This is a genomic window from Cupriavidus sp. YAF13, assembly GCF_052113425.1.
Taxonomy (GTDB): domain Bacteria; phylum Pseudomonadota; class Gammaproteobacteria; order Burkholderiales; family Burkholderiaceae; genus Cupriavidus.
Genome location: NZ_JBFRDD010000041.1, coordinates 40,146 through 58,195 on the forward strand (window position 1 = coordinate 40,146; position 18,050 = coordinate 58,195).

At 65.0% G+C, this 18,050-nt stretch carries 15 protein-coding genes and 1 tRNA gene; 12 read left to right on the plus strand and 4 right to left on the minus strand.

Features of this window, described 5'->3' with window-relative positions:
- The 8 genes from AB4061_RS28185 (at nt 1) to AB4061_RS28220 (ending at nt 6,732) form a co-directional block, all read left to right on the plus strand.
- A complete protein-coding gene (locus AB4061_RS28185) occupies nt 1–972 on the plus strand; it encodes an acetaldehyde dehydrogenase (acetylating) (protein ID WP_441639541.1) in 972 nt (323 codons plus the stop codon).
- Nucleotides 969–2,075, plus strand: a complete 1,107-nt coding sequence (gene dmpG, locus AB4061_RS28190; protein ID WP_441639542.1) for a 4-hydroxy-2-oxovalerate aldolase — start codon at nt 969–971, stop codon at nt 2,073–2,075. The genes AB4061_RS28185 and dmpG overlap by 4 nt, the downstream gene beginning before the upstream one ends.
- Nucleotides 2,072–2,842 (plus strand): 2-keto-4-pentenoate hydratase, encoded by a 771-nt coding sequence (locus AB4061_RS28195; protein WP_441639543.1) that lies wholly within the window; start codon nt 2,072–2,074, stop codon nt 2,840–2,842. Before dmpG ends, AB4061_RS28195 begins: the two co-directional genes overlap by 4 nt.
- Nucleotides 2,843–2,858: 16 nt before the next feature.
- Nucleotides 2,859–3,281 carry a RidA family protein gene (locus tag AB4061_RS28200; protein WP_441639544.1) on the plus strand — a complete coding sequence of 141 codons (423 nt, stop codon included), beginning with the start codon at nt 2,859–2,861 and terminating at the stop codon, nt 3,279–3,281.
- A 73-nt stretch (nt 3,282–3,354) separates the two neighbouring features.
- Nucleotides 3,355–3,903, plus strand: a complete 549-nt coding sequence (locus tag AB4061_RS28205) for a 3-hydroxyanthranilate 3,4-dioxygenase (RefSeq protein WP_441639545.1) — start codon at nt 3,355–3,357, stop codon at nt 3,901–3,903.
- Nucleotides 3,900–4,922, plus strand: a complete 1,023-nt coding sequence (locus AB4061_RS28210; RefSeq protein ID WP_441639546.1) for an amidohydrolase family protein — start codon at nt 3,900–3,902, stop codon at nt 4,920–4,922. Before AB4061_RS28205 ends, AB4061_RS28210 begins: the two co-directional genes overlap by 4 nt.
- 159 nt (nt 4,923–5,081) lie before the next feature.
- Nucleotides 5,082–6,530 carry an amino acid permease gene (locus AB4061_RS28215; protein WP_441639547.1) on the plus strand — a complete coding sequence of 483 codons (1,449 nt, stop codon included), beginning with the start codon at nt 5,082–5,084 and terminating at the stop codon, nt 6,528–6,530.
- A 126-nt stretch (nt 6,531–6,656) separates the two neighbouring features.
- Nucleotides 6,657–6,732, plus strand: a tRNA-Thr gene (locus AB4061_RS28220).
- Between the two features lie 29 nt (nt 6,733–6,761).
- On the opposite strand, the gene AB4061_RS28225 is transcribed toward AB4061_RS28220, so the two are convergent.
- Entirely contained in the window at nt 6,762–7,109 is a 348-nt protein-coding gene (locus AB4061_RS28225) for a helix-turn-helix transcriptional regulator (RefSeq protein ID WP_441639548.1), read from the minus strand.
- A gap of 336 nt (nt 7,110–7,445) precedes the next feature.
- Between AB4061_RS28225 and AB4061_RS28230 the strand changes: the two genes are divergently transcribed.
- The gene (locus AB4061_RS28230; protein ID WP_441639549.1) at nt 7,446–7,712 is read left to right on the plus strand and encodes a hypothetical protein; all 267 of its coding nucleotides are present in this window, start codon (nt 7,446–7,448) and stop codon (nt 7,710–7,712) included.
- 618 nt (nt 7,713–8,330) lie between these two features.
- Here the strand turns inward: AB4061_RS28230 and AB4061_RS28235 are convergent.
- Nucleotides 8,331–8,648 carry a hypothetical protein gene (locus tag AB4061_RS28235; protein ID WP_441639550.1) on the minus strand — a complete coding sequence of 106 codons (318 nt, stop codon included), beginning with the start codon at nt 8,646–8,648 and terminating at the stop codon, nt 8,331–8,333.
- Between the two features lie 2,800 nt (nt 8,649–11,448).
- Between AB4061_RS28235 and AB4061_RS28240 the strand changes: the two genes are divergently transcribed.
- Together AB4061_RS28240 and AB4061_RS28245 are read left to right on the plus strand one after the other, a co-directional pair.
- Nucleotides 11,449–12,318: a transcriptional regulator gene (locus tag AB4061_RS28240; protein ID WP_441639551.1), complete on the plus strand. Its 870-nt coding sequence runs from the start codon at nt 11,449–11,451 to the stop codon at nt 12,316–12,318.
- 497 nt (nt 12,319–12,815) lie between these two features.
- A complete protein-coding gene (locus tag AB4061_RS28245; RefSeq protein WP_441639552.1) occupies nt 12,816–13,379 on the plus strand; it encodes a hypothetical protein in 564 nt (187 codons plus the stop codon).
- A 222-nt stretch (nt 13,380–13,601) separates the two neighbouring features.
- On the opposite strand, the gene AB4061_RS28250 is transcribed toward AB4061_RS28245, so the two are convergent.
- Nucleotides 13,602–15,626, minus strand: a complete 2,025-nt coding sequence (locus AB4061_RS28250) for a gamma-glutamyltransferase family protein (RefSeq protein ID WP_441639571.1) — start codon at nt 15,624–15,626, stop codon at nt 13,602–13,604.
- A gap of 275 nt (nt 15,627–15,901) precedes the next feature.
- The gene (locus tag AB4061_RS28255) at nt 15,902–16,984 is read right to left on the minus strand and encodes a zinc-binding dehydrogenase (protein WP_441639572.1); all 1,083 of its coding nucleotides are present in this window, start codon (nt 16,982–16,984) and stop codon (nt 15,902–15,904) included.
- A 141-nt stretch (nt 16,985–17,125) separates the two neighbouring features.
- Here AB4061_RS28255 and AB4061_RS28260 point away from each other — a divergent pair, with 141 nt between their 5' ends.
- Nucleotides 17,126–18,049, plus strand: coding sequence for a LysR family transcriptional regulator (locus tag AB4061_RS28260; RefSeq protein WP_441639553.1), 924 nt, complete (start codon nt 17,126–17,128; stop codon nt 18,047–18,049).
- Nucleotide 18,050: the final 1 nt, after the last annotated feature.

Below are 18,050 nucleotides of genomic sequence, written 5' to 3' on the forward strand. Positions count from 1 at the left end.
ATGAGCATAAGCAAGCCATCCCGGACGCGCCTGCGCGCAGCCATCATCGGCTCCGGCAATATCGGCACCGACCTGATGATCAAGATCCTGCGCCACGGCCGGCACCTGGAAGTCGGCGCCATGGTCGGCATCGACGCCGCCTCCGACGGCCTCGCCCGCGCGCAGCGCCTCGGCGTGCCCACCACGCATGAAGGCATCGAAGGCCTGCTTGGCATGCCCGGCTTCGCGGACATCCGCGTAGCCTTCGATGCCACCTCGGCCGGCGCCCATATGCATCACAACGCCGTGCTGCAAAAGCACGGCATCCAGGTGATCGACCTCACACCGGCGGCAATCGGCCCGTATGTGGTGCCGGTGGTCAACCTGGACGGCCACCTCAACGCGCCCAACATCAATATGGTCACCTGCGGCGGGCAGGCCACGATTCCCATCGTGCGTGCCGTGTCGCAAGTCGCGCCGGTGAGCTACGCCGAAATCGTCGCGTCCATCGCCAGCCGCTCGGCCGGCCCGGGGACGCGCGCCAATATCGACGAGTTCACGGAGACCACCGCCAACGCGATCATGGAAGTGGGCGGCGCCGCGCGCGGCAAGGCCATCATCGTGCTGAACCCGGCGGAGCCGCCGCTGCTGATGCGCGACACGGTGTTCTGCCTGACCGCGGCCGATGCCGACCAGGACGCCATCCGCGCTTCGGTCGAACGCATGGTGGCGCAGGTGGCCGCCTATGTGCCCGGCTACCGGCTCAAGCAGCAGGTGCAGTTCGAGCGCATCGACCCGGCCCGCCCGCTCACGCTGCCGGGCATCGGCCGCCTGGCCGGCCTCAAGGTCTCGGTGTTCCTGGAGGTGGAAGGCGCCGCGCACTACCTGCCGGCCTACGCCGGCAATCTCGACATCATGACGTCCGCCGCGCTGGCCGCCGCCGAGCGCGTGGCCGAGCATAAGCTGGCGCGTGCGCAAGGAGCAACGCAATGACCGCAGCACAACATCCCGCAGGCAAGGCCATGAAGAAAGTCTACGTGTCGGACGTGACGCTGCGCGACGGCATGCACGCCATCCGCCATCAATACAGCCTGCCGCAAGCCGTGGCCATAGCCCGCGCGCTGGACGCGGCACGCGTGGACAGCATCGAGGTGGCCCACGGCGACGGCCTCAACGGCTCGAGCTTCAATTACGGCTTTGGCGCGCACACCGATCTCGAATGGATCGCCGCGGTGGCGGCGGAGCTCAAGCACGCACGCGTGGCCACGCTGCTGCTGCCCGGCATCGGCACCATCCACGACCTGCGCGCGGCCTACGATGCCGGTGCGCGTACCGTGCGCGTTGCCACCCACTGCACCGAGGCCGACATCTCGCGCCAGCATATCGAGTACGCGCGCAAGCTCGGCATGGATACCGTGGGCTTCCTGATGATGTCGCACATGACCACGCCGGCGGCGCTGGCGCAGCAAGCCAGGCTGATGGAGTCCTACGGCGCGCAATGCGTGTACGTGGTGGACTCCGGCGGCGCGCTGTCGATGCGCGACGTGGCCGAGCGCTTCGATGCGTTCAAGCAAGTGCTCGATCCCGCCACCGAGACCGGCATGCACGCCCACCACAACCTGTCGCTCGGCGTGGCCAATTCCATGGTGGCGCTGGAGCACGGCTGCGACCGCGTGGACGCCTCGCTCGCCGGCATGGGCGCGGGTGCGGGCAACGCACCGCTGGAAGTCTTTATCGCGGCGATCGACCGCGCGGGGTATCCGCACGGCACCGACCTCTACGCACTGATGGACGCCGCGGACGACCTGGTTCGCCCGCTGCAGGACCGCCCCGTGCGCGTCGACCGCGAAACGCTGGCGCTTGGCTATGCCGGCGTGTACTCCAGCTTCCTGCGCCACGCCGAGGCTGCCTCGGCGCGCTACGGCATTGCCACCGTCGACATCCTGGTCGAGCTCGGACGCCGCCGCATGGTCGGCGGACAGGAAGACATGATCGTGGACGTGGCGCTGGACCTGTTGCGCCAGCGCGATCCCGCCAATCCCGGCGCCCATCCCACCGCCACCACCACCAACACCCCGATCGCGAGTGCCGCATGATTGCCGATCAGATTACCCAGTACGCCACCCGCCTCGACGACGCCGCGCGCCAGCGTGAAGCCATCGACCCGCCAGGCGGAGCCACGCCCTATTCCATCGCAGACGCCTACGCCATCCAGGCCGGCGCCGTCGCGCTGCGCCACGCGCGCGGCGAGCAACCGATCGGCATCAAGCTCGGCTTCACCAGCCGCGCCAAGATGGTCCAGATGGGCGTGGACAGCCTGATCTGGGGCCAGCTCACCGATGCCATGCTGTGCGAGGAAGGCGCCGTGCTCGCGCTCGATGCCTTTATCCATCCGCGCATCGAGCCCGAGGTGTGCTTCCTGACATCGCGCGATATCGCCGGTCCGCTCACCTTGCTCGATGCCGGCGGCCACATCGAGGCGGTGGCCCCGGCCATGGAGATCATCGACTCGCGCTATCGCGACTTCAAGTTCTCGCTGGCCGACGTGGTCGCCGACAACTGCTCGTCCGCCGCGCTGGTGGTGGGGCCGTGGTCGCGCCGGGACTGCGCGCTAGCCAACCGCGGCGTGCAGCTCGAGATCGACGGCCGCGCGGCGCAGCTCGGCACCACCGCGGCCATCCTCGGCAACCCGCTGCGCGCGCTGGTGCAGGCCTCGCAACTGCTGGCGCGGGCCGGCATGGTGCTGCCGGCCGGCTCGCTGATCATGGCCGGCGCGGCCACCGCTGCCGAGCCGCTGCGTCCCGGCTGCCACGTGCGCACCCGCGTGAGCGGGATGGGGCAAGTCGAACTGAGCACACGCTGACCACCGGAGACCACGCATGACCACGCTTTCCAAAGTCCTGACCGGCAAGGCCACCCCGCGCGGCCGCTTCCCGCACGTGAAGCGGGCCGGCGACTTCCTGTTTGTCTCAGGCACCAGCTCGCGCCGTGCGGACAACAGCTTCGCCGGCGCCAGCGCCGACGCCATGGGCGTGACCGCGCTCGATATCCGCGAGCAGACCCGCGCCGTGATCCTCAATATCCGCGAGATCCTGCAAAGCGTCGGCTGCGATCTGTCCGACCTGGTGGAGATCACCACCTTTCTCGTCAACATGAACGATTTCGGCGGCTACAACGAGGTCTACGGCGACTACTTCGACTACGACGGCCCGACCCGCACCACCGTGGCCGTGCACCAGTTGCCGCACCCGCATCTGCTCATCGAGATCAAGGCCGTGGCCTACCAGCCGCTGCCGCGCTGACGCACTGATGTACTGATGCACTGACAAGCCCGGCATCGCAACCGCAACCTCACACGCACAAGAGACTCGCGCCATGTTCACCTACGGCATGCCCCTCAACTTCCCGCGCTGGCTGGACGAGCACGCGCACCTGCTCAAGCCGCCCGTGGGCAACCAGCAGGTCTGGCAGGACGCCGACACCATCGTCACGGTGGTGGGCGGCCCCAACCAGCGCACGGATTTCCATGACGATCCGCTCGAAGAGTTTTTCTACCAGTTCAAGGGCAATGCCTGGCTGGATATCATGGACCGCGGCAAGCGCGAGCGCGTCGACCTCAAGGAGGGCGACATCTTCCTGCTGCCCGCGCACGTGCGGCATTCCCCGCAACGCCCCGAGGCCGACAGCCGCTGCCTGGTCATCGAGCGCCAGCGCCCCGAAGGCGTGGTGGACGGCTTCGAGTGGTACTGCCCCGCGTGCAGCGCGCTGGTGCACCGCGTGGAGGTGCAGCTCAAGAGCATCGTCACCGACCTGCCTCCGCTGTTTGCCGGCTTTTACGACAACGCAGCGCTGCGCCGCTGCGGGCAATGCGGCACGGTGCATCCTGGCCGGGCCTCGGCACAGGCCAGCAAGGACCCTAAATGAGCACCAACAGCGTGGTGGATATCCACAGCCATTTCTTCCCGCCCATCACCCGCCAGGAGGCCGCGGCGCTTGACTCCGTCGCCGCGCCCTGGCTGCAGACCAATGGCACTGACACTGCCATGATCATGACCGGCGACCAGCCGTTCCGCCCGGTCTACTCCGCGCTGTGGGACCCCGCGCGCCGCATCGAGGAAATGGACCGCTGCGGTGTCGACATCCAGTTGATGTGCGCCACGCCCGTGATGTTCGGCTACCGCTATCCGGCGGACGTCGCGGTGCCCTGGTCGCAGCGCATGAACGACTACGCGCTGGCACTCTGCGCGCACCGTCCCGCGCGGCTCAAGGCGCTGGCCCAGGTGCCACTGCAGGATATCGACGCCGCCTGCCGCGAAGCCTCGCGCGCCAAGGCCGGTGGCCATGTCGGCGTGCAGATCGGCAACCACCTCGGCGACCGCGATCTCGACGACGAAGGCCTGATCACCTTCCTCATCCACTGCGCCAACGAAGGCATTCCCGTACTCGTGCACCCGTGGGACATGATGGGCGCCCCGCGCATGAAAAAGTGGATGCTGCCGTGGCTGGTGTCCATGCCGGCGGAAACGCAGCTCGGCATCCTGTCGCTGATCCTGTCCGGCGCGTTCGAGCGCATCCCGGCCTCGCTCAAGCTGTGCTTCGCGCATGGCGGCGGCAGCTTTGCCTTCCTGCTCGGCCGCGTCGACAACGCCTGGCGCCATCGCGACATCGTGCGCGAAGACTGCCCGCACCCGCCCTCGTCGTATGTCAACCGCTTCTTCGTGGACTCCGCCGTGTTCGACCCGCGCGCGCTCAAGCTGCTGGTCGACGTGATGGGCGAGGACCGGGTGATGCTGGGTTCTGACTACCCCTATCCGCTCGGCGAGCAACAGGTCGGCGCGCTGATCCGCGAGAGCGATCTTGCCGAGGCCGCCCGCCGGCGCCTGCTCGGCGGCAATGCCGCAAGCTTCTTCGGGCTCGGCGGTGACCTCGCCGCGCACGGCTGAAGGCAAGAATTGCGAAATTTCCGCACCGTTGGCGCGACGCTTCCCTGCGTAGTGCGGTCCCGCGGGGCTTAGACTGCGGATACAGCAACCCCGAACGAGCGAAATGTCGCCAACACTGCCAGGCAACACGGCCGCGGCGTAAAAAACCAAGGAGGAGACATGAACCAGATCCACGGACGCGGGAGCGCGGAAAGCAGCTTCCAGCAAATCGTCCAACGCGAGAAAGGCCTGCACCGCACCCTGAAGCCCGGCCAGCTGGCGATGATCGCCATTGGCGGCGCCATCGGCACGGGCCTGTTCATGGGCAGCGGCTTTGCCATCGGCTTCGCCGGCCCCGGCGTGCTGCTCAGCTATGCCATCGGCGCGCTGGTCACGCTGCTGCTGATGGGCTGCCTGGCCGAGATGACGGTAGCCCACCCCACCTCCGGCTCCTTCGGCGCGTATGCCGAGCACTATGTCAGCCCGCTCGCGGGCTTCCTGGTGCGCTACGCCTACTGGGCCTCCATCGTGCTAGCGGTCGGCACCGAAGTCACCGCGGTGGCGCTCTACATGGGCTACTGGTTCCCGCAGGTGCCCGCGTGGTTCTGGATCGTCTCGTTCTCCGCCGCGCTGATCCTGATCAACCTGGTCGGCGTCGGCATCTTCGGCGCCGTCGAATACCTGTTCTCGATGGTCAAGATCATCGCCATCGTCGCCTTTATCCTGGTGGCCGCCTACATCGTCTTCGGCGCGCCCGGCAGCACCGGCAGCGGCGCGGCCGGCGCGGGCTTTCACCACTACACGGCGCACGGCGGCTTCCTGCCAAACGGCCTGTGGGGCATGTGGGTCGCGGTGATCGTCTCGATCTTCAGCTACCTCAGCATCGAGATGATCGCGGTCGCCGCCGGCGAAGCCCAGGACCCCGAGCGCGCCGTGCTGCAAGCCTTCCGCTCCACCATGATCCGGCTCGGCCTGTTCTATCTGCTCACGCTCGCACTGATGCTCGCCATCGTCCCCTGGAACCAGGCCGGCGCGCAAAAGAGCCCCTTCGTCCAGGTGATGGAAGCCATCCACGTGCCGGGCGCCGCCGCCATCATCAACTTCGTCGTGCTGATCGCCGCGCTGTCCGCCATGAACAGCCAGCTCTACATCACCACCCGCACCATGTTCAGCCTGGCCCGCGCAGGACAAGCGCCGCGCAGCTTCGGCGAAGTCAGCAAGCGCGGCATCCCCGTGCGCGCGCTGCTGCTCTCCAGCATCGGCATCGCACTGGCCACCGGGCTCAACGTGTTCTACCCCGGCGACGCCTTCCTGCTGATGATGGCCATCTCCATGTTCGGCGCCCTCTTCACCTGGTTCATGATCTTCGTCACCCACTACCGCTTCCGCCGCCAATGGACTGCCGCCGGCAACCGCCCCCTGGCCTTCCGCATGCGCGGCTTCCCCGTGCTCACGCTGCTAGGCGCAGGCATGCTGCTGGCCATCATGCTGACCACCCTGTTCACCGAAGCCTTCCGCATGACGCTGCTCACTGGCATCCCCTTCCTGGCGGTGCTCAGCGTGGCCTACCTGCTCCGGTTCCGCCATCGCACCGAGCCCGCGCCACTGCCCGCCAACGACGCCGCCTAAATGACCGCGCCGCCACCCGGCGGCGCGCCCGCGGGGATTCCCGGCAAAAATTCTGCGCCGGGGCTTCCCAGCAAAAAAAAACGCTGCTATGATTGCGGGCTTCATCCAGTTGTTGACGGATGGTGGGCCGAAGTAGCTCAGTCGGTAGAGCAGCTCATTCGTAATGAGAAGGTCGGGGGTTCGATTCCTCTCTTCGGCACCATAAGAATTCCAAAGTTTGACCAGCATTGCCTAGAAACCCAGACAGCGTAACGCTCTCTGGGTTTTTTGTTGCCCGCCGTTTGCAAACTTTGCCCGGCGTCCACCCCATTTTTGGGGTGCCGGCGCCAAGCCGTCACGGGTCAATTTCCGCCACGTCTCGCGGCTGACCGGTAGGAACGGCTGGAGCTGCTTGAAACGGGAGAAGCCATCCCGCGGCAAGACAATCCCCTGGGATTGCGCCTCGGGTGGCTTGGCCTCATTTGTGGCGGCTTGGTGTTGGGCTTCGCTATGCTGCGCAACGGCAGCGCTGCGCGCCGGCTTGTTCTTGGTGGTTAGTATCGGGCCGGAAGACGTATAGATCGTGTTCAGTTTCGGCATTCAATTCGGGATCACCGTCAAACCCAATCCAGTAGCCGGTTTCTGGATTTCTCTAGTTCCGTCTATTGTCTAACAGCGGGTATGCCGCGGTGGCGCCAGCCGCCATTGCAGGAACATGCCGCCCCCATATCCGTCCGGCTTCCTGCGCCGCCATTCCTTGGTACCATCCAGCCCCAGACTCGCACACAAGCCAAGATGCGCTTCGCTTCCTGCAACGGAATCCATGGAGATCATGCTGTGAAATACAAGAAGGTGTTGGCAGCAATGGCCTGCCTGGTATCAGCGGCTTGCACTACCCCCGCGCCATCTGCTAGCCGACAGATGTCGACGTATGACATGGACACCGAATACACGGTTGAATACGTTCCGGACGGCTTCACCCTCATGGTCAACTATCGCTATCAGCAGTTCACCGTGCGATCTAGCGCGGCGGAGACGGCGTGCAAGGCAGCGCTTACCACCGTGGCCAACAGCCTGGCCGAGCGCAGGCAACGGCAGATCGAGCCGGTCAACGAACAGCTCATCAAGCTCACTACCAGCAGGAGCTGGTCCGGCAAGGTGGCCGCCTGCTCTGCCTCCGCGCCGATAGTCTGGAAACGCTGACATCGGGGCAACGGGCCCATTTGGGACGTGCCCGGCCCAGAGGGGTTGCAGCCGAGGGCAGACCTTCTGGAGTGGCGTCAGCGCGCCGACGATGGCGCGCTGCAGATACTGCGCTCCCATCTGTCCTTGACCTTGGCCTCTTCGACCGTCTGCCACTGCATATTGCTTGGCGCGTCGGTCCCGCAATGACAGAGGGGGATGACGTGGTCGACAACGTACCCCGGGCATGGCCCAGAGCGGACGCCGTTGGCCGGACAGGGATTGAGCCGCTTGAATTCCGCGACGGCCGTATGGCTACGGGTGATCCTGCCCAGCGCGTCCCTCTGTGGTGAACAGAGACTTGGCGCCGGTAGCCCCGTACAAGCAGAGATGAGAGCAACCGCGAAGAGGATGAGCACACGGCAATTCATCGGGCCGTCTCAAGTAGGGGCACCGCCTGCACGGCCCTCACCATCCGCGCGGGCCATGTGTGAGAGCGTCAAATCTATGGTGATGGCGGCGCTGGCCGAGCTGGCGCTGCACGCCGGGTATGAGGTCAGGCTGAAGGCGGCGATGGGGGCGTCTAGGTAGGCCACGTAGGGTGACGCAAGACGGCCCGCACCGTCCCGCGTACTCCCCTCACTTGGCGCGAGGTGTTGCGTAGGGCGTAACGAGTTCAAAGCAATCAAAAAGCGCTGCAGACTTTTTTGCCTTGAAATCAATGGCATGAACCTCGATGCATTTGTATGCGCTTTCGCCCCTTTGAAGGAAGAACGTTTCGGTTGATACCCCATTTGGAGACGAGTCGCTCGTAACCGCGGCAATGCCGTAACCACGGCCAACAAGCTCAGATAGCGACAACCCAACGCGCTGCCATTGGCTGTCAGGCGCTTCAACTGCTTGAGCGGATAGCGCGGCAGTAGCGAGGAAATAGAAAGCGATACCGAGGGTTTTCATTGTGAAGTCGCGGTTGATTCCATCTGGGATGCGGTCATGGCGCCATCCGTCGTGGCGAGAGCGCCGCCGCCTCAGTCGCCATCATATCCGCGGGGAGCGGCAGCCTCAAATCTGAGGGGCACCCGGCGTGACGAGCGCGCTGCGGAGCAGGTGAAGCGGCTAACGGACCAGGAGAACGAGGGGACGGGCCTTACTGACTCAGGTGGGCGCGAGGCTGTACCGGCTGGGCGTGAACGAGCGGGTGATGGCGACGTGCAAGAAATGAAGCGACACGGCTCAGCGACCGCGGCCACCTCCGCGCCCGCCGTGGCGTCCCCCGCCATGGCCACCGCCGCCGAAGAAAACCGCACCGCCATAAATTCCAGGCCACCAACCGTAGTTGTAATAGGGGCCATAGGGGTAGGCTGGATAGTAAGGCTCGTAGGGATAGGCGCCGTAGGCCGGGTAGCCATAGCCATCATAAGCAGGCACTACCACGCAACCGGTCAGCAGTAAGGCCACGCAGATTGTGAGGTTTCTGATACATATGCTCATCGCGGCCTCCTGGCGCGCCTGAGCAGTTAGACACGAATTTCCGCTGCCCATTCCAAGAACTAGCCCGGTCCGATGCCTCTGGCAGGTGTTTCACCCGCGGCCCCTCTTCGGGTTTGACGGCGCCTTGCCAACCTTTGGCAACAGTGGCGAAAGAATCACTCGTTATGGGGTACTGCGTGAAATTGGGGGTATGCAACGGGGTATGAATCGCATCTATCGCCACTAGATCCCTTATTTCATGCCGGATTACGGAAGTTTTTCGATTCCTCTCTTCGCACCATAGGAATCAAACACTTAGCCCAGCCCTCCCGGTTGGGCTTTGTTGTTTCTGGGCCTCATGTAGCCAGCTGCACCGGGTTTTGGACTAGGCGATGACGACAACGGCAAGGCCGGCAAAGACGATGACTCGCGGCGGAGCTGGGCGCGGTCATGGCCGCAAGCCAATCGGCGAAGCCGAGCCTACCGTCTCGTTGCGCATGACGCAAAGCCGGCGCGTAAGCTGGACCGCGCATGAATGTACTGGGCTACTTGGCGCGCTTTTGCGTTGAGCTTGCCATCTCGCCCGCGCCAACGTGGACGATTTGCGTGGCCGCGACCTCTTCATCCTTCTTTAGCTCTAAGCCCGCCTCAACGATGTAGCTTGCGCCAGCGGGTACCACGAAAGGCTCAACCTCCTCAAACTCGACGCCGGGGTCGAGTTGGTAGCCGGCATAACGCTGAATGATATTCTTTGCTTCAAACAGAGGGGACAGCTTATCTCGGCCAGCGCTTCTTCAGTGCCGCGCTTTGTGTCGCCAACTACGAAAAATACGATAAATCTAAATCCAGCCCCAAATAATGGCGACGAATTCGGTGAGCGCAGCCAATACCACTATGCCGAACGCCACAAAGGAAAGCGGATTGTGGGGGCCATAGTCGATTGCAAAGCCAAACGCCATGCCGCAAAGTTCCACGACAAAGGCAACAAGACCAAAGCAGAGGGGTTTGCGAAAAGTGGGTGACGTTGCTTTCTGACGAGAGCATTAAGCTCACGGAAACATTATGTGGCCGCAAACCGGGCACTCTTTACGATACGCGGGAGCGGGTACCACAAGAATTCCACAGTTCCGACATCTAGCCACTCTTATTAATGTGCTGATATCTCCGACCAGGAAGCTTAGCCAAACAGCTAACCACGCAAGCGAAAACTCAAATCTCGCGGCCACGATCAACAAAATTTCTACGGCGCAAAACGCTAGAAAAAACGCGAACGAAGTTATGGGATGCGGGGCAATACGGCTTTGCCAATAGAGACGAGCACCGCTGGCAACATTACGAGCGTATCTGGCTAACATGGTGGTCTCTTCCCAACAGTTGCGCGACGGCCCCGTCGCTCTGCACTGCCCAATATCTTGGGGCCTGCCCATCTACGGTAGATTCTAGATTCGTCGTGTGCGCCCCAGCCCGGCCTGAGCGCATGCTTGATGCTAGCACCTAGATTGGAGGGCTGCACCGCAAGGGTACAGCCCTGCGCAAACAACACTAGAGCCGCCAGCCAGTGAAACGCGCCGCCTGCTTGTTGGCGCCCCTGCCGCCGGTGCGTTCGATTGCGACGACAGTCTTTGGCGCGCTGGCAACGGGCATTTGCATACGGGGCGCGTTTGCGTCGTTACCGCCGCCGGCAGGTCGCCCGACTCAACGACGCCATTGTCCTGCAGCACGTCGGCCAGATTAAGGCGCTCGCGGCTCAATGTGACCTCGCCGATCTCGTCCAGGCTGGGCATAGGGAGCGAAAATGCGTCCAGCGCCGGCCCAACCAAGCTTGTGCGTCAGAACGGTCAGGCGCGCGCTTACCTCGTTGCGAAGAAAAGCGTACGCGCGCCGCAATTGATGCTGCTGAGTCGGCCATCCGACGCCGTACGACGACGCGTTCGCGCAGTACGCAAGATACCCTCCGCGTTCCCCCACACCGCCCACGTTACGTAACGCGTAACAGCGGCGTAACACTGCCTCGCGGCGGCCCACGACATCCGCCCTATTCCCCGCCATAGGCAAATCGCCCGCAACCCCTTATCTGGCGCGGCTTCCAGCCTGATCGCATCCGCCCCTCGCCGCCACTGCGCCGCGTCGGCTAGCGCCATCGGCCAGATGGCACGGCGATTGCGCTAGTCCTTGTCATTCACGCGCGGGCGCGCGGCGCCATGCCGCTGCCACTTGGGGAGCCCTGTCGCGCGCCGCGCGCGCCGGCAGGGACTTGCATGACGGGCCACGACGAATGAGAGATCAAATGACATCAGTTTTCAGCAGCGAGGAGTTGGACGCGTATTTCTCTTCGTACGCCGGCATGGAGGGGGGGAACATCGGCGCGGCTGTCTGGATATGCGATAAGGAGCCGCACCTGCTTGCGTCTTCGCCGGGTGCCTCGCTGGCGCCTGTGCATGAGCCGCCTGCCTGGGATAGCGCATTCCGCGAGCGCCACCGGCACGACATGCCGCGCTGGCAAACGCACCAGCGCCTCGCCCGCATCATGGCGGCGACGCGCGCGGCCACGCTGCGTGAAACCATGCCGGGGCTGGACTGGCGCAGCTACTTCGACCAATACCTCTACGCGCCGCGTGGCTGGGAGTTCAAGATCAATCTCTACCCCCTGCCCAAGCCGCAGCAGATGGACCTGTCGCAGATCGAGTCCTTTCGCCGCAATCCGTGCCTCAGCCCGAACTGGCGCTATGTGGAATTCTGCCGCCAGGGCGGGCGCTTCCGCTTTATCGCGGCGCAGCGCCAGCGCATGCGTCCCAAGGTGATTCTCTGCACAGGGCAGGCCGAGGAAGAAGAATTCCTGCTGGCGTTCGGCTTCCCAAGCGTGCCCTGCTCGGAGCATCGTCTGCAGCCGGCGGATCTCGTCAAGACGCTGCGCGTGTATTCGCACGAGGGCACCCACCTGGTCATCTGCCCGAAGGTGGGCGGGCCGACCGGCATCAACTCGGACACGCTGCTCGATGCGATGGGCGCCTTCCTGTCGGTCTGGCTCGACGCAGCGGATTTTCCGGATGTGCGCGCGCAAGCCATGCGTGCGGCGCCGCCCGCCGGCACCGCGCACCTGGCCTGGCGCGCGATGACGCACAGCCCGGCTAGTTCCGCCAGCGCGTCTCCCGTATGACCCAAGCGCCGCAGCCTCTGCCGCGGCGCTCGCCTGCCCGCATCGTCAAACGCGTGTTTGCCTGATTGCGCCATGCCCTGGCGCTGCCGCCTGGCAGCCGCCAGCGGCATATCAACCCTCCCGCCCCCGCCTGCCTGCGCAAGCTCGCGCAATGTCCCGTTTTTTCCGGAAGGTTGATATCCGCTGCCCTCCAATCCCCTCCATAGGCTTACGGCTTTCGATTGATTGAATCCCACGCGCCGAAGCACCAGACTGGTAACACGATAAATACAAAACCGGCCCGCCGATCCAATTAGCCGCCGGGACCGATGACGAAGCGGCCGCGCAGCACGCGGTACGCGTTCGCACTTGCCACGCAACCGGGGAACATCATGCACATCGCCGCCACCTAGGGCCGCCGGCGCCACGCCGGACTCGCGCAGGATGGCTGCGCCCGCACGCCGATTCGCGTCGCGTCCAGCCAGCTCCCAGCCAAGACAATCGACAAGGAAGCGGCCATGGATGCTTATCCAGTTCCTGGCGCGGCGAGGTATCGCCTTTTTTCGCGCAAGCTCCTGATGGTGTTTGCGCTAGGCGCATCCCTGTGGGCCGTCACCGCTCGCGCGGATGACAGCACGCCGCCAGACACCCCGGCAGATTCGGCGCAGGCTACGCCGGCGCCCGCCTTCAGCCCCCAGGTCTGGCTGAACGCCGGGTTTTTCTCTTACCACTTCAATCATGCGGCGCACTACAACGCGGCCAACTGGGGCTTCGGCGCGGATGTCCGCATCACCGAGGATTTCACCTTGTCGGCCGGCGAGTACCGCAACAGCATGCGCTTTCACTCCACCTATGCAACCGTCACCTGGCAGCCTTTGCATCTTGGCCCGGTGCGGATCGGTGCCGCGGCTGGCGCGGTGCGGGGGTATCCGGATGTCAATCACGGTGGATGGTCGCCGATGGCGGCACCCATCATCAGCGTCGAGTATGGGCGCGTGGGTGCAAACCTGATCTACGTGCCGACGATGCGGGGGAAGGTGGATGGCTGCATCTCGCTGCAGCTCAAGATCCGGGTCTGGTAGGCGAAACCCGTGGTGGGACGGTGGGGAAGGCGAGGAAAAAAAAGCGCTGCATGCAAGAGCATGCAGCGCCACGGAAGGAGGACCAAGGGATTAGGCCCTCTCGGGAAAACCACCCCCGGGGAGAGAGCGGTAAGTGGTTACTGTAGCGAGCGGACTCGCATCGGCCTACCAGCCACTTCCCAATGCATGCGGAGAAATTTCCGCAAACCTTTCCGCCCCGGCTTATGGCTTGAACGTATCGCCCAGCACCACGCCTTCACGACGCGGATCGGCCCCGCCGACCAGCGCCGTCGACCCGCCCACGGTGGTGCGGATGATCGCGCTCAAGCCGCTCGACTGCGCCGTCACGTTGACCACGTGACCGAGCCCGCGCAGGCCCTTGACCAGCGGATCGTTGTCGCCGGCCAGGCCGCCGGCCGGCTTGGTGGCATCCACGTTGGGATGCTCGCCGCCGACCATCATGCCGCTGGTGGCGTTGTTTGAGCCACCGAAGTCGATCATCGACACGGCCTGCTGCGCGTCCATCTTCCAGTCCAGCACGCCCACCAGGGTCTTGGCTACGTACTGGATGATGCTGGCGCCGCCCGGCGAACCGGTGGTCATGTAGAAGTCGCCGCGCGAGCCGTCGGCATTGCGCTTGAACACCAGCGTGGGCGCCATCGAGCTGCGCGGGCGCTTGCCAGGCTGCACGCGATTGGCGATCGGCACGCCGCCGGCATCGGCCGGTGCCGCGTTGAAGTCGGTCAGCTGGTTGTTGAGCAGGAAGCCGTTGGTGAAGTGATACGAGCCGAGACCGGCCTCGATGGTGGTGGTCATGGAGACGACGTTGCCGTACTTGTCGGTCAGCGACAGGTGCGTGGTGCCGTGCTCGTTGATGACCGACGGGGCCAGCGGCACAGCGCCGAGGTCCCCCGCGGCGACCGGCAGCGTCATGGAGCCCACCGTGCTGATCAGGTCCGCCCGCTTGCGCAGGTAAGGCTTGTTCAGCATGCTTTCCCAACTGCCGCCCGGCAGGCCGATGAAGTCGGTGTCCGCCACATACTTGTTGCGGTCGGCAWAGGCCAGGTTGCCTGCCTCGGCCATCAGGTGGACGCCGAGCACGTTCGGGCGGCCGCCGTTCTTGTCCATGTTCGACGGCGCATAGCGCGACATCTCGTAGTTCTCGACGATGCCCAGGATCTGCGCCACCGCGATGCCGCCGGACGACGGCGGCGGCATGCCGCAGATCTCGTACTCGCGATAGGTCGTGCAGACCGCCTTGCGCTTCTTGGCGACGTAGCTCTCCAGGTCAGCCAGCGTGGTCAGGCCCGGCGTGGCGGTGCCGCCGTAAGTGTTCTGGATCTTGGCGACGATAGCCTGGGCAATCGGGCCGTTCTTGTAGAACGCATCCGCGCCACCGCTGGCGACCGAGGTGAACACATTGGCCAGGGCCGGGTTCTTGATGATGGTGTTGACCGCGCGCGGGGTGCCGTCGGCATTGAGGAAGTATCCGGCCATCTCGGCATCGCGCTTGATGCTCGGGGCCGTCATCGGGTTGCTGACCGCCGAGGCGATCGCGGCAGCCATGCGGGGCGGAATCGGGAACCCGTCGGTCGCCAGCTTGATGGCGGGAGAGAACAAGTCCTTCCAGGCCAGCTTGCCGTGCTCGCCGTGCGCCAGCTCCAGCACGCGCAACGTGCCGGGCGTGCCGATGGAGCGGCCACTGTGCGTCGCGTTAGGCGCCGGCGTGGTCTGGTCGGCGGCGGACTTCCATTGGATATAGTTGCCGTCGGCGGCGGCCGGCGCCATCTCGCGCCCGTCGTAAGCAGTGACCTGCTTGGTGGCCGCGTCGTAGTACATGATGAAGGAGCCGCCGCCGATGCCGGAGGATTGCGGCTCGACCAGGTTCAGCACCATCTGCGCCGCTACCGCGGCGTCCACCGCCGTGCCGCCGTTCTTCAGCACGTCGCAGGCAGCCTTGGTCGAGACCGGGTTGTTGGTCACCGCCATATAGGTCTTGGCATAGACCGTATTCTTGGGCGCATAGCCGGTGGCGATCTCCGGCGCGTTGGGGTCGCCCGGCAGCACCACGGCTTCGCCCCCGGTGGTGCCGTTCAGTTCGCAGCCCGCGACCGCTATCGGGGTGGTTGAAGCCGGGGTGGTAGCAACGGGATCGTCGCCGCCGCAGGCACCCAGGGTCAGCGCCAGAGAGGCGAGCGCGATGGCGCTGAGCCGGGTTGGCGTGAAGCGGGTGCCGGCCGGGTCCATAGGCGAGGTCACCGCTTCGTGAGCAGTTTGTGGCATGTTCTTCCTGTCTTATGTTGGGGCTTCAGAAAATCGACGCTTCCCTCGTCGATCGCCGCAACCGCTGCCGATGGGGAACGGTTGTGACGAAGGATCAACATAGACCTGCCATTTGCGATACTGAATAGCTACATGTCTGAATTTACAGACAAGTGAACGTGGTTCATACTTGGGAGTGCTGCAAGATGCCTATTTGGCTGTCGGTGGCATGGACGCGTTGACGCTCCGCCTCCCCCCAGTCACACCCCACCCGCCCCAAGCAGCGCAACCGTGCATGCCAGCCCATCCATGCGCCCCGCCGCATCGATCGCACTTTCCAGTTCGCTGAAGGCAAAGGTTTCCAACCGCACCGCATCCAGCGCTAACTGACCCGAGGCTGCCAGTGCCACCAAGGCAAGGTAATCGGCGCTCTCGTACATGAAATGGCCGATCAGCTCCCAGTTGTTGCGCAGCATCTCGCCATAGGGAATCGGCAGCGGCACCGTCATGCTGCCCATCAGCACCAGCCGACCGCCGCGCCGCAGGCTCTTGAGCGCGGCGAGCGTGGCGCTGGCATCGCTCGCCTGCCCGACCATGTCAAAGGCCAGGTCCAGCCGGCCGCCCGCGGCTGCGCGGATCGCCTCGGCGTTCGCGTCGGCTTCGCCGTGCAGGACCACCGGCGTCACCCGGCCGCCGCCAAGCGCGGCCAGCCGTTCCAGCGAGGCGGCGCGCCGCCCTAGCGCGATGACCCTGGCAGCACCCATGGCAAGCGCCGCCATCACCGCCGCGCTGCCAAAGTATCCGCTGGCGCCATTGATGGCCACCGTTTCGCCCGCCTGCAGCCTGCCGCGGCGCAGGCCGCCGAATGGCACGACGAACTTGGCCAGCGCCGCCAGCCGCGCGGAGCTCAGATGGTCGAGCCCGCGCAGCGGAATCAATGTCGAGGCCGGCATCTCGGCCAGCTCGCGTAGCGTGCCGTGAGGGAAAGCGGCGAGCATGGCAGCGCTGCCAGCACTGATGCCGGTCAGCCCGATCAGGGCCTGTTCGGGCTCCGGGCCGGCTTCGCTACTGCGCCAGAGCGGATTCACGGCGACCCGCTGGCCAACCTGCAACGATTGCACGCCTTCGCCCACCGCGGCAATCCGCCCGATGCCGTTGGTGCCGGGGGTGAAAGGCCCCGGCGGGTAGGCGTAGGGCAGCGCGCCTTGCAGGTACGCGCGGGTGTAGCTCAGGAGCGGCACCGCCTCCATCCGCACCACCACTGCGCCTGCTCGCGGCTGCGGCGCAGGCACGTCGCGCAATGCCAGGGCTTGTCCGGGCTGGTCGAGCATCCAGGCCTTCATGTTCGTGTTCAGGTTCGTGTCCATGTTCATGTCCATGTCGTTCTCCTCCGATGAGATGGCGCGTCGATGTGCGAGCACGATTGCACTCTAGGCAGCGCCCACCTATCTTTGAAATCAATTACTGATATCCGACGTATCAACATGATTGATCTCAGAGGCATCGACCTGAACCTGCTGGTCTCGCTGGACACGCTCCTGGCGGAATGTAATGTCACGCGGGCCGCGGCGCGCCTGCACCTGACCCAGCCCGCCGTTTCCACCCAGCTCGCGCGCTTGCGGCATGTCTTTGGCGATCCCTTGCTCATCCCCACGGAAACGGGCCGCGGCATGACGCCAACCGCACTGGCCAACGCATTGGCCGAGCCGCTGCATGCGGCCCTGAAGAACCTGGAATCCGTGGTGCGCCACCGCGCGGCGTTCAACCCGCTGACCGATACGCGGCGCTTTGTGGTGGCGGCCAGCGACAACGCCATTGCCGTGCTCGGGCTACGGCTGATGGAAACCTTGTCGGGGGTGGCGGGCCAGGGTGTGCAGATGGCATTCGTGGCAGCGGATCCCGCCACCATCGGCGCCAGGCTGGATCTGGGCGAAGTGGACCTGCTGATCGGCTCAGAGCGGATGGTGGCGCCGTCGATGAAGGCAAGGAAGCTGCTCGACGAGCGCTTCGTGATGGTCCAGCGCAAGCACCATCCGCGCGGCATGCGCCCGCTGGACCTGGATGCGTATTGCGCGCTGGAGCACGTGCTGGTCTCCACCAGCGGCGGCAGCTTCCACGGCTACATGGATGAGCAACTGGAGGCGCTGGGGCGGCGGCGCAAGGTGGTGCTATCGGTGCAGACCTTCACCCTGGTGCCGGAACTGCTCAGCCACAGCCACTATGTGGCCACGCTGCCGCGCCGGCTGGCGCAACGCTATGGCGACCGGCTAGACGCCTTTGCGCTGCCCGTCGAGGCGAACGGGTTTTCCTTGTTCGCGGCCTGGCATCCGCGCAACCATGCCGATCCGGCAATCCTCTGGCTGCGGGAGAGGATCGCCGCCGTGGCAGACGCAGCCGGGGTGGATTGAA